We start from the raw sequence: 12,367 nt of genomic DNA, 5'->3' as shown, positions 1-12,367 counted from the left end.
GCCGCGCCTGCTGTTCCAGGACCCCCCGTAAGGCGTGGGGTACTTCGGGGGGGCCTGGTCATTAGCCTTCCTAACGGCGCGCGGGACCGTGTGGTCCCGCGCCCCTTTCCGGTTCGGATTCCGGGATCGCCCTCAGGGGGCGGCCGGCGGAGTCGGCCCGCCGGGGGTGTCCTTGTGGGCGATCTTGCCCAGGGCATCCTTCGCCTTGTCCGCGCCGCTCGAGATCTGGCCGTGGTACTTGCCCTTGGTCTTGGAGTCCACGGCCTTCGCCATCTTGTCCAGACCCTGGCCGATCTTGCCCTCGTGCTGCTGCGCGAGGTCCCCGACCTTGTCCTTCGCGGGCGCGAGCTTGGCCTTCAGATTGTCCAGCAGGCCCATGGGTCACCTTTCCTGGGTGCCCCCGGACGCGGTCCGGGGGAGGTAGCTACGTACGGGCGCTCTCGCCGGCCTCGTTGTCCGCGGCGACCTCCGCCGACTGCTGCTTCGGGATCTCGACGCCTTCCGCCGCGGACGCCTCGGCCTCAGCCGGCCCGGTCTCGGCCTCGTCGGCCGTCTCGGACTCCGCCGTCAGGGGCTCGGCCGCGTCCTGCTCCGGCGCGACTTCATCCTTGTTGCGAAAAAACCGGTCAAAAATGCCCATGTCTACTCCCGTAACGCTACTCGTGTGAGTGAAGTTCCGCCTTGGCCGGACCGGTGTCCGCCAGGCGTGCGCCGGCCGTGCGCCGCGCGCACACCGGCCGGAACCTCGCAAGGGCAACGACCCCGCCCGCACCCCGTCACGTAACTCGATCGGGTACATGCCGTGGGGTTTGCGAGACTGGGGCGGTGAGGAAAGCAGCCCCCGCCCCGCGGGTCATCGCCGTCGTCGGCCCCACCGCCGCCGGAAAGTCCGACCTGGGCGTAGCCCTGGCCCGCCATTTCGACGGCGAAGTCGTCAACGCCGACTCGATGCAGCTGTATCGGGGGATGGACATCGGCACCGCCAAACTGACGATGGAGGAACGCGACGGCGTCCCGCACCACCTCCTCGACATCTGGGACGTCACCGACACCGCGAACGTCGCCGAGTACCAGCGCCTGGCCCGCATCGAGATCGACAAACTGCTCGCGCAGGGCCGTACGCCGGTCCTCGTCGGCGGATCCGGGCTGTACGTGCGCGGCGCCCTCGACGCGATGGAGTTCCCCGGCACCGACCCCGAGGTCCGGGCCCGCCTGGAGCAGGAGGCCACCCTGCGGGGCCCCGGCGCCCTGCACGCCCGGCTCGCGGCCGCCGACCCGGCCGCGGCCGCGGCGATCCTGCCCAGCAACGGCCGCCGCATCGTGCGCGCCCTGGAGGTCATCGAGATCACCGGGCGCCCCTTCACCGCCAACCTGCCCGGACACGAGTCGGTCTACGACACCGTGCAGATCGGCGTCGACGTGGCCCGGCCGGAACTCGACGAGCGGATCGCGCTACGGGTGGACCGCATGTGGGAAGCCGGGCTGGTGGACGAGGTCCGCGCGCTGGAGGCCCGCGGACTGCGCGACGGAATCACCGCCTCCAGGGCGCTGGGCTACCAGCAGGTGCTCGACGCGCTCGCGGGGGAGTGCACCGAGGACGAGGCCCGCGCCGAGACCGTCCGGGCCACGAAGCGGTTCGCCCGCAGGCAGGACTCCTGGTTCCGCCGTGACCCGCGCGTGCACTGGCTCAGCGGCGCCGCCGCCGACCGGCCGGAACTCGCCGGACTCGCGCAGTCGTTGGTCGAACGAGCGGTCACAGCCTGATCACGTGATGGCATCGGGACGCCCCGGGCGCCCGTGCGGGGCCCGGCGGCGTGCCATCATCAAACTCTCGCCGGTGCGGTCACCGGCGGTGAACGGCGGCGTACGAAGTCCGAGTGGGGAGGGCGCGTGGCGATGGAGGCCGGCCCTCGAGACACCGGGCGGGACGAGACGCGGCGGGAAGCGGACCCGATGCTTCTGGCCGGGCCCGGAACCGGCCCGGACGGCGGTCCCGCACTGCGGGACGTCCCCGGCGCCCCTGACGGGCTGGGACTGCCCGCCGAACCGGCGCGGCTGAGCCCCGACGGCCCCGACATCCCGGACCCCGCCGAGGTGGAGAGCGCCTCCGGCCCCGAGTTCGAGGTGGAACTGCGCCCGCAGCGCCGACTGCGGCTGTGGCAGATCGCCCCCATCGTGGTGCTCGCCGCCTCCGGCTCCCTGATGTTCGCCTTCCCCCTCGCCTTCGAGTTCGGCGACGGCGGACCGGTCGTCGCCATGCTCGGCTTCCTCATCTGCTGCTGCGCGGGCGGCTGGGGCATGATGGCCGCGCGCCGCGTCGGCTACGCCCTGCCCGGACTCCCGGCCCGCGGGGCCGGGCAGCGCCCCGACTGGCGGGTGGCGGTGCTGTACGCGCTGGCCGCGCTGGCCGTCGTCGCGCTCGCCGTGTACCGGGTGGCCCGGCTGCGGTAGGGCGTGTGGGTGTCTGGGCGTACGGGTGTCCGGGCGCCTGGGCGTACCCGGAAGCCCGTCTCACGGGTCAGTCGAGCCGGCCGGCGCCGGCGGCGCCTCGCTACCATGGCCTGGTGACGCAGACCAGCATCTCCTTCCTCAAGGGCCACGGCACCGAGAACGACTTCGTGATCGTCCCGGACCCGGACAACGCCATCGAGCTGCCCGCCACCGCCGTCGCGAAGCTGTGCGACCGGCGCGCGGGGATCGGCGCGGACGGAGTGCTGCACGTGGTGCGGTCCGCCGCGCACCCCGACGCGGCGCACATGGCCGACGAGGCCGAGTGGTTCATGGACTACCGCAACGGGGACGGCTCCGTCGCCGAGATGTGCGGCAACGGCGTCCGCGTCTTCGCCCGCTACCTCCAGCACGCCGGGCACGTCGAAGCCGGCGACCTGGCCGTCGCCACCCGGGGCGGCGTCAAGCGCGTCCACCTCGACAAGGCGGGCGACGTCACCGTGTCCATGGGGCGCGCCCGGTTCCCCGAGGGGGAGGTCACCGTCTCCGTCGGCGAGCACTCCTGGGCCGCCCGGAACGTCAACATGGGGAACCCGCACGCGGTCGCCTTCGTTGACAGCCTTGACGACGCCGGCAACCTGTACACCCCGCCCCCGTACAGCCCGGCGTCCGCCTACCCGACCGGTGTCAATGTCGAGTTCGTCGTCGACCGCGGCCCCCGGCACGTCGCGATGCGCGTCCACGAGCGCGGCTCGGGTGAGACCCGCTCCTGCGGCACCGGCGCCTGCGCCGTCGCCGTGGCCGCCATCCGGCGCGACGGCGCGGACCCGGCCGCCACCGGCGAGCCGGTCACGTACACCGTCGACGTCCTCGGCGGCACCCTGCTCATCACCGAACACCCCGACGGGCAGATCGACATGACCGGACCGGCCGTCATCGTCGCCGCGGGCGAGTTCGATCCGGCCTGGCTCACCGAAACGGCTTTCGCCTGAAGCTTCCCTCTAATGGGTGATCCGTTTCACGCTGTGCGAGAGGTGGACTGCGCCACGTGGTGGGGTCGGTAGCATCAGGCACCGGCCCTGAGGGCTCACCCCATGCCCGCCACCGCCGGTCGAAGCCGCCGGAGGTGCCCATGAGTGCAGAGGCCACGAACCCCGAAGCACGCCCCGAAGCGCGCCCTGAACTCCGCAGACGTGGCCGGACCAGGCTTGATCTGCGTCGACTCGGCCGCGCCGCCCTGCTCGGACCCGCCTCCCGGGACCGGCTCCCGGACGCCATCGGCCACGTCGCCGAGGCGCACCGGGCGCACCACCCGGACGCGGACCTGTCCGTCCTGCGGCGCGCGTACCTGCTCGCGGAGACCTCGCACCGCGGCCAGATGCGCAAAAGCGGTGAGCCGTACATCACACATCCGCTCGCCGTCACCCTCATCCTGGCCGAACTCGGCGCGGAAACCACCACCCTGACGGCCTCGCTCCTCCACGACACCGTCGAGGACACCGACGTGACCCTGGATCAGGTGCGGGAGGAGTTCGGCGACGAGGTCTGTTTCATCGTCGACGGCGTCACCAAGGTGGAGAAGATCGACTACGGCGCCGCCGCCGAACCCGAGACCTTCCGCAAGATGCTCGTCGCCACCGGCAACGACGTCCGCGTGATGTCCATCAAACTCGCCGACCGGCTGCACAACATGCGCACCCTCGGCGTGATGCGTCCCGAAAAACAGGCCCGCATCGCCAAAGTCACCCGGGACGTCCTCATCCCGCTCGCCGAACGGCTCGGCGTACAGGCCCTGAAGACCGAGCTGGAAGACCTCGTCTTCGCGATCCTGCACCCCGAGGAGTACGAGCACACCCGCGCCCTCATCGCCGCCCACGCGGGCGAGCGCGACCCGCTGCCCGCCATCGCCGACTCCGTACGCGCCGTCCTGCGCGACTCCGGCATCGGCGCCGAAGTGCTGGTACGGCCGCGGCACTTCGTCTCCGTACACCGCATCGCCCTGGGGCGCGGCGAGCTGCGCGGCTCCGACTTCGGCCGCATCCTCGTCCTCGTCGGCGAAAACGCCGACTGCTACGGGGTGCTGGGGGAGCTGCACACCTGTTTCACCCCGGTCGTCTCGGAGTTCAAGGACTTCATCGCCGCCCCGAAATTCAATCTCTACCAGTCCCTGCACACCGCCGTCGCCACCCCCGAGGGGTACGTGGCCGAGGTGATCGTGCGCACCCGGCAGATGCACCGCGTCGCGGAGGCGGGGGTGGTGGCGCTGGGCAATCCGTACGCCACGGCCGCGGCCACGGCCGCTGGTGCCACCGCCACCCCGGCGGGGGAGCCGGCGGAGTGCGACGAGGAGCGCGTGGACCCCACGCGGCCCGGCTGGCTGTCGCGGCTGCTCGACTGGCAGCAGTCGGCGCCCGACCCCGACACCTTCTGGAACGTGCTCCGCTCGGAACTCGCGCAGGACCGGGAGATCACCGTGTTCCGCGCCGACGGCGGGACCCTGGGCCTGCCGGCCGGTGCCAGCTGTATCGACGCCGCCTACGCGCAGTACGGCGAGGCGGCCCACGGCTGTATCGGCGCCCGGGTCAACGGGCGCCTCACCTCCCTGTCCTCCCCGCTCTCCGACGGGGACACCGTCCAGCTCCTCCTCGCGCACGACGCCTCCTCGGGGCCCGCCGCCGACTGGCTGGACCACGCCCGGACCCCGGCCGCCCGCATCGCCATCGGCAGCTGGCTGGAGGCTCACCCCGACGGGGCCGGGCCGGCCGCCGCGGTGCCACGGGCGCCCCTGTCCGTGGTCGGGGCCCGCGGCGGCGGGGGCAACGCCGTCGCCGACCTGCCGGACGCCACCGTGCGGCTGGCCGGGTGCTGCACGCCCGTGCCGCCCGACGCGGTCGCGGGGTTCGTCGTACGGGGCGGAGCCGTCACCGTGCACCGGATCCACTGCACGACGGTGGCCCAGATGCGCGCGGTGGGGCGGACCTCCGTCGCCGTGCACTGGCGGGCGACCGCCGACTGCCGGGTCACGCTCCTCGCCGAATCGTTCGGCCGCCCCCATCTGCTGGCCGATCTGACCGAGGCCATCGCCCGCGAGGGGGTCGAGGTCGTCTCCGCGACCGTGGAACCGCCCGTGGAACAGCGGGTCCGGCACACCTACACCCTCCAACTGCCCGACGCGACCGGACTGCCGGCGCTGATGCGCGCCATGCGCGACGTGCCGGGCGTGTACGACGTCAGCCGGGCGTAGCCCAGCGGGTGCGGTGTCCCCGTTCGGGTGGACCCGTCGCGCGCCGTTCGCTGCGGTGGGGCGGGCGCTGGTAAGCGGTGGGGGATGCAGCTCACCTCCCCGCGCCTGCGCGCCGCCCTGCTCGCCGCGGCCTCCCTCACCCTCGTCGCCGCCGTGCTGCCCCCGCCGAAGCCGCTGGGCATCGGCGACCGGCTGTTCCCCGAGCTCGGGAACCCCGGGTACGACGTGCTCTCGTACGACCTGTCCTTCACGTACAAGGACAACCGCACCCCGCTCGACGCCGTCACCGTCATCAGCGCCCGCACCAGCCAGCCGCTGGACACCGTCAACCTGGACTTCGCCCACGGCACGGTGGCCTCGGCCGAGGTCAACGGCGAGCCCGCCCGGTTCGAGAGCGCCGGGGAGGACCTCGTGCTCACCCCCGCCCGGCCGCTGACCGGTGACTCGCCCCTGCACATCACCATCCGGCACACGAGTGACCCGCGCGGCCGCGGCGACGGCGGCTGGGTGCCCACCGACGACGGCCTCGCCATGGCCAACCAGGCCGACGCCGCGCACCGGGTCTTCCCGTGCAACGACCACCCCGCCGACAAGGCGTACTTCACCTTCCGGATCACCGCCCCGGCCGGGCTGACGGCCGTCGCCAACGGCATGCCGGGCGCCATGCGCGTCCCCAGGGCCGCCGGCGCCACGACATGGACGTACCGGACGCTGCATCCGATGGCCACCGAGCTCGCCCAGGTCTCCATCGGCGCCTCGACCGTGATCCACGGCACCGGACCGCACGGGCTGCCGCTGCGCGACGTGGTCGCCACGGCGGACCGGGAGAAGCTGGACCCGTGGCTGAAGAAGACCGCCGGGCACATCGAGTGGATGGAGCAGCACGTCGGCCGCTACCCCTTCGAAAACTACGGGGTGCTCATCGCGCACGCCAAGACCGGTTTCGAGCTGGAGACCCAGACGCTGTCGCTGTTCGAGAGCGGCCTGTTCTTCGGCCAGGGCTACCCGGAGTGGTACGTCGAGTCCGTGATGGTGCACGAGCTCGCCCACCAGTGGTTCGGTGACAGCGTGACCCCGCGGACCTGGTCGGACCTCTGGCTCAACGAGGGACACGCCACCTGGTACGAGGCCCTGTACGCGGACGGCCTCGGCAAGTACTCCCTGGAGCGGCGCATGCGCGAGGCGTACCAGCGCTCCGACCAGTGGCGGGCCGCGGGCGGGCCCCCGGCCGCGCCGAAGGCGGCCGCGCCCGGGCAGAAGATCGGGCTGTTCCGGCCGGTGGTCTACGACGGGGCCGCGCTGATCCTCTACGCCCTGCGCCAGGAGATCGGCGCCGAGGCCTTCGACCGGGTGGAGCGGCGCTGGGTGGGCGAGAACCGGGACGCGGTCGCGGGCACGGAGGACTTCGTACGCCTGGCGTCGCAGGAGGCGGGGCGGGACCTGGGGGCCTTCCTGCAGCCGTGGCTGTACGAGAAGACGACTCCGGCGATGCCGGGCCACCCGGAATGGGGCGGGGCGGCGGGCGCAGGGGGCGCGGCGGGCGCGGCGAAGAAGGGCGCGGGGGCCGGTGGGAAGGGCGCGGCGCCCCGTTCGAAGGCCGCGGGGGCCGAGAAAAGGGTGTGACGGGCGCCGAACGGGCATGCCACCATCGACGAGGCCGCGCTGCGGGGAATCGTCCGGCCGTGTCACACGTTGGACGTGACAGTGTTGTGTCACGCGTGGCAGTAGCTTTGGCCTGGGCTCCGCCCCGGCCGATGCGGACGCGGACACATGCACTTGCGCATACGCAGACGCAGGCACAACGAATCGAATCGACGTAAGGATCCAATGACCTCCTCTTCATCCCCTTCCCAGGACGCGCGGGACGCACAGGACGTGCCGGACCCGCAGAGCTTCACCGAGAGCCTTCGGGCCGACGCCCTGATGGAAGAGGACGTCGCCTGGAGCCACGCGATCGACGGAGACCGGGACGGCGAGCAGTTCGAACGCTCCGAGCGCGCGGCCCTGCGCCGCGTGGCCGGCCTCTCCACCGAACTCGAAGACGTCACCGAGGTCGAGTACCGCCAGCTCCGCCTGGAGCGCGTCGTACTCGTCGGCGTCTGGACCTCCGGCACCGTGATCGACGCCGAGAACTCCCTCGCGGAGCTCGCCGCCCTCGCCGAGACGGCGGGCGCCCTCGTACTCGACGGTGTCATCCAGCGCCGCGACAAGCCCGACCCGGCCACCTTCATCGGTTCCGGCAAGGCCCGCGAGCTGCGCGACATCGTCATGGAGAGCGGCGCCGACACCGTCGTCTGCGACGGCGAGCTCAGCCCCGGCCAGCTCATCGCCCTCGAAGACGTCGTCAAGGTGAAGGTCGTCGACCGGACCGCCCTCATCCTCGACATCTTCGCCCAGCACGCCAAGTCCCGAGAGGGCAAGGCACAGGTCGCCCTCGCGCAGATGCAGTACATGCTTCCGCGCCTGCGCGGCTGGGGTGCCTCGCTGTCCCGGCAGATGGGTGGCGGCGGCGGTGGCGGCATGGCCACCCGCGGCCCCGGTGAGACCAAGATCGAGACCGACCGGCGACGGATCCGCGAGAAGATGGCGAAGATGCGCCGGGAGATCGCGGAGATGAAGACCGGCCGCGACATCAAGCGGCAGGAACGGCGCCGCAACAAAGTGCCCTCGGTCGCCATCGCCGGCTACACCAACGCGGGCAAGTCGTCGCTGCTCAACCGCCTCACGGGCGCGGGCGTACTGGTGGAGAACGCGCTGTTCGCCACCCTCGACCCGACCGTGCGCCGGGCCGAGACGCCGTCCGGCCGGGTCTACACCCTGGCCGACACCGTCGGCTTCGTCCGGCACCTGCCCCACCACCTCGTCGAGGCGTTCCGCTCCACGATGGAGGAGGTCGGCGACTCCGACCTCATCCTGCACATCGTGGACGGCTCGCACCCGACCCCGGAGGAGCAGCTGGCAGCCGTACGCGAGGTCATCCGCGAGGTCGGCGCGGTCAACGTGCCCGAGATCGTGGTGATCAACAAGGCGGACGCGGCCGACCCGCTGGTGCTCCAGCGCCTGCTGCGGATCGAGCGGCACTCCATCGCCGTCTCGGCACGCACGGGCATGGGCATCGAGGAACTCCTCGCACTCATCGACACCGAGCTGCCGCGGCCCGAGGTCGAGGTGGAGGCCCTGGTGCCGTACACCCGCGGCTCGCTGATCGCCCGCGCGCACGCCGAGGGCGAGGTGATCTCCGAGGAGCACACCCCGGAGGGCACCCTGCTCAAGGCGCGGGTCCACCCGGAACTCGCGGCGGACCTGGCTCCGTACGTGCCCGCCAAGCAGTAGACACGCGGCACATGACTGAGGGCCCCCTGCGGTGCAGGGGGCCCTCAGTCATGTGCGGTGCAGCCGCGGCTACTTGAACTTGCCGCTCACCGCGTCGAAGATCCCCTTGGCCTCCGGCCCCAGCCGCGGCCCCGCCAGCCAGCCCGCCTTGGCCGGGCCGATCGAGGTGTTCGACACCAGTGCCGGCTTGCCGTCAGCGCCCGCCGCGATCCAGCCGCCGCCCGAGGAACCACCGGTCATCGTGCAGCCGATGCGGTACAGCACCGGGTCGGTCTTGTTCAGCGCCAGCCGGCCCGGCTTGTCCGAGCACTGGAACGCCTTCTGGCCGTCGAACGGCGCCGCCGCCGGATAGCCCGTGGCCGTCATGCTCGACACCTTCGCCACCGCCGGGGCGTTGAACTCCACCGGGAGCGCCGAACCGACCGTCTCCTCCAGGGACTTGCCGCCGCCGCCCTCGGGCGTCACGTGCAGCACCGCGAAGTCGTACGGGGCACCCGCGCCGCCTGTCGGACCGCCGGTCGCGATCCACTGGTCGGAAGTCTGCGCCCAGTCGCTCCACCACACGCCGTACGGAGCCACCTCCGTGCGCGGCGCGCCCTTGAGCTGCGCCGCCGGCTTGCCCGCGTTGTTGTACGAAGGGACGAAGGCGATGTTGCGGTACCAGCCGCCGGCCTTGCCCGCGTGCACGCAGTGGCCCGCCGTCCAGACCATGTTGGACTTGCCGGGGTGGGCCGGGTCCTTGACGACGGTCGCCGAGCAGACCATCGAGCCCTCGGGGCCGTCGAAGAAGACCTTGCCGGACGCCGGGACGCTCTGGTGGTACGGCGGGTTCGCGGGCTTGGCCGCCACCGGCACCGGGGTCGGGTCCGTGACTCCCTGGTCCTTGCCCGCATCCGGGTCGACGGCCGGGGGCTGCGGCGTCTCCGCGTCACGCATCCGGTCCGGGTCCCACAGGCCCTCGATGATCGGGTTGATGTAGTCGCCCGCCTCGCGGAGCCAGTCGTCCTTGTTCCAGTTCTTCCACGCACCCCCCTTCCACTTCTCCAGGTCGATGCCGTGCTGCTTGAGCTTGTCCCTGAGCTGGTCCGGGATCTTGATCCCGTCCACCCCGCCCGGAAGGCTCGCCGCCACGGTCGGTTTGGCGTCGGCCTCCCCGTCGCCGGGTCCGCAGGCCGCGGCGGTCAGCGCGAGCGCGGCCGCGCACAGGGTCGCGATGACCGGTCGGTTCGGTCGCATGTCGTGAGTCCCCCTGGTGGTTCTGGAAGTGAGGCGTGTGGAGTTGGCTCCGGGTGCAGCCCACCACTATGCCGCTGCCGTGGGGGACGGCACAGCCCGGGGCGGCGGTTCCGGGCCCGGGACCGTGTCTTGCCGGCCGCCACGTGTCCCGCCGGGGCAAGGATCTTGGGCCCGCCCGTGATCCGTCGCCGTCACCGTCGTTGGTACGTACGGGGGATGGGGGAGCAGCGCTCGTGTTCGAGGCGCACTCCGAGGGAGCGATCCGTGCGGGAGGACCGAAACTCGTGGCTTTGACCGAGCAGGCCGAGGCTGAGGCCGAGGGCGAGGCTGCGGCTGCGGCGCACGTCCCGCCGCAGGCGGGCCGGGGACCCGGAGCGGGCGCGGAGGCGATCCTGCGCAGGCAGGCCCAACGGGAGTCCGCCGCGCGGACGTACGCCCGCTCCTTGCCCATCGTGCCGGTGCGCGCCCGGGGGTTGACCATCGAGGGCGCGGACGGGCGGCGCTACCTCGACTGCCTCTCCGGCGCCGGCACCCTCGCGCTGGGGCACAACCACCCCGTGGTGCTGGAGGCGATCCGGGGCGTGCTCGACTCGGGAGCTCCCCTGCACATCCTGGACCTGGCGACCCCCGTCAAGGACGCCTTCACCACCGAGCTGTTCGCCAACCTGCCCGCGGGGCTGGCCGCGGACGCCCGGATCCAGTTCTGCGGCCCGGCGGGGACGGACGCCGTCGAGGCCGCGCTCAAGCTGGTGCGCACCGCCACCGGCCGCTCGGGGCTGCTCGCCTTCACGGGGGCCTACCACGGGATGACCGCCGGGGCACTGGACGCCTCGGGCGGGGCGCCGGACGTACGGGTGACCCGGCTGCCCTACCCGCAGGACTACCACTGCCCCTTCGGGGTCGGCGGCGCGGAGGGCGCCCGGCTCGCCGCGGCCTGGACGGAGAGCCTGCTCGACGACCCCAAGGGCGGGGTGCCCACACCCGCCGCGATGATCGTCGAGCCGGTGCAGGGCGAGGGCGGGGTGAACCCGGCGCCGGACGCCTGGCTGCGCCGGATGCGGGAGATCACCGCGGCCCGGGGCATCCCGTTGATCGCCGACGAGGTACAGACGGGCGTGGGCCGCACCGGCGCCTTCTGGGGCGTCGACCACGCCGGGGTGGTGCCCGACGTGATGGTCCTGTCCAAGGCCATCGGCGGGAGCCTGCCGCTCGCGGTGATCGTGTACCGCGCCGGGCTGGACCTCTGGGCCCCCGGAGCCCACGCCGGAACCTTCCGCGGCAACCAACTGGCCATGGCGGCGGGCACCGCCACGCTGGCCTACGTCCGGGAGAACCAGCTCGCGCAGCGCGCGGCCGAGCTGGGCGCGCGCATGCTCGCCGCCCTGCGCGGCCTGGCCCCGGCCCACCCCTGCATCGGGGACGTCCGCGGCCGCGGCCTCATGATCGGCGTCGAACTGATCGACCCGGACACCGCAGCCGCCGCCCCCGCCCTCGCGGCGGCCGTCCGCCAGGAATGCCTGGACCGCGGCCTGATCGTCGAGCTGGGCGGCCGCCACTCCAGCGTCATCCGCCTGCTCCCTCCGCTGACCCTGACCGACGAACAGGCCGCGGCCGTCCTGGACCGCCTGGCCGACGCCATCCCCGCCGCCACCCGCCGCTAAGGACCCGCCATGCCCGACCCGCACCCCCCCACCCCCGCGCCGGGCCCCGCCCCCGCGCCCGCGCCGGGCCCCACCCCCGGCTTCTCCCCGGCGCCCCCCACCCCCGGCTTCTCCCCGGCGCCCGCCACTCCCGACTTCTCCCGGGCGCCCGCCACCCCCGGCCTCTCCCCGGCGCCCCCCACCCCCGGCCTCTCCCCGGCGCCCCCCACCCCCGAGCCGCTCCCCGACCTCAGCCCGGCGGCGCCACCACCACCCACCCCTGCCCCGACCGCGTGGCACACCCCCGCCCTTTCCCCGGCGCCGGGCCCCATGGCGCCACCGCGGGACGCGGCCCCTGCCCCCGCACCGCCCGCACTCGGCAGCGCTGTTGCCCCGGCGCCAGGGCACACCCCGACCCCGCCGGTCGCCGGCGCCTGGGCGCCGGCGCCGGGGCACGCCCCGGCCC

10 protein-coding genes and 1 pseudogene are annotated in these 12,367 nt (G+C 73.3%); 8 read left to right on the top strand and 3 right to left on the bottom strand.

Going from position 1 to position 12,367, the window contains the following annotated elements; genetic code table 11:
* Positions 1-132: 132 nt before the first annotated feature.
* Positions 133-378 (bottom strand): antitoxin, encoded by a 246-nt coding sequence (locus ACFWBF_RS35970; RefSeq protein WP_385609055.1) that lies wholly within the window; start codon positions 376-378, stop codon positions 133-135.
* 46 nt (positions 379-424) lie between these two features.
* A complete protein-coding gene (locus ACFWBF_RS35965; protein ID WP_385609054.1) occupies positions 425-640 on the bottom strand; it encodes a gliding motility protein in 216 nt (71 codons plus the stop codon).
* Positions 641-825: 185 nt separating this feature from the next.
* Between ACFWBF_RS35965 and miaA the strand changes: the two genes are divergently transcribed.
* From miaA to hflX, 6 genes are all read left to right on the top strand, one after another.
* On the top strand, positions 826-1,764 hold the full coding sequence (miaA, locus tag ACFWBF_RS35960; protein ID WP_385223615.1) for a tRNA (adenosine(37)-N6)-dimethylallyltransferase MiaA: 939 nt from the start codon (positions 826-828) through the stop codon (positions 1,762-1,764).
* 132 nt (positions 1,765-1,896) lie between these two features.
* On the top strand, positions 1,897-2,451 hold the full coding sequence (locus tag ACFWBF_RS35955; protein WP_385609056.1) for a hypothetical protein: 555 nt from the start codon (positions 1,897-1,899) through the stop codon (positions 2,449-2,451).
* 113 nt (positions 2,452-2,564) lie between these two features.
* The gene (gene dapF / locus ACFWBF_RS35950; RefSeq protein WP_385609053.1) at positions 2,565-3,440 is read left to right on the top strand and encodes a diaminopimelate epimerase; all 876 of its coding nucleotides are present in this window, start codon (positions 2,565-2,567) and stop codon (positions 3,438-3,440) included.
* A 140-nt stretch (positions 3,441-3,580) separates the two neighbouring features.
* The gene (locus ACFWBF_RS35945; protein ID WP_385609052.1) at positions 3,581-5,692 is read left to right on the top strand and encodes a RelA/SpoT family protein; all 2,112 of its coding nucleotides are present in this window, start codon (positions 3,581-3,583) and stop codon (positions 5,690-5,692) included.
* Between the two features lie 84 nt (positions 5,693-5,776).
* Entirely contained in the window at positions 5,777-7,315 is a 1,539-nt protein-coding gene (locus tag ACFWBF_RS35940; RefSeq protein WP_385609051.1) for a M1 family metallopeptidase, read from the top strand.
* 204 nt (positions 7,316-7,519) lie between these two features.
* Positions 7,520-9,025: a GTPase HflX gene (gene hflX / locus ACFWBF_RS35935; RefSeq protein ID WP_385609050.1), complete on the top strand. Its 1,506-nt coding sequence runs from the start codon at positions 7,520-7,522 to the stop codon at positions 9,023-9,025.
* A 69-nt stretch (positions 9,026-9,094) separates the two neighbouring features.
* Here hflX and ACFWBF_RS35930 read toward each other — a convergent pair whose 3' ends face one another.
* Complete coding sequence (locus ACFWBF_RS35930) at positions 9,095-10,261, bottom strand: trypsin-like serine peptidase (protein ID WP_385609049.1); 1,167 nt, start codon at positions 10,259-10,261, stop codon at positions 9,095-9,097.
* Positions 10,262-10,545: 284 nt separating this feature from the next.
* Between ACFWBF_RS35930 and ACFWBF_RS35925 the strand changes: the two genes are divergently transcribed.
* Both ACFWBF_RS35925 and ACFWBF_RS35920 read left to right on the top strand, forming a co-directional pair.
* Entirely contained in the window at positions 10,546-11,922 is a 1,377-nt protein-coding gene (locus ACFWBF_RS35925; RefSeq protein ID WP_385609048.1) for a diaminobutyrate--2-oxoglutarate transaminase family protein, read from the top strand.
* Between the two features lie 9 nt (positions 11,923-11,931).
* Positions 11,932-12,367 (top strand): annotated as a pseudogene (locus tag ACFWBF_RS35920) (hypothetical protein); the annotation flags it as partial.

Source organism: Streptomyces sp. NPDC060028, from assembly GCF_042736725.1.
Classification (GTDB): Bacteria; Actinomycetota; Actinomycetes; order Streptomycetales; family Streptomycetaceae; genus Streptomyces.
Note: the sequence above shows the minus strand (reverse complement) of the source record. Positions and strands in the feature narration are given on the sequence as shown.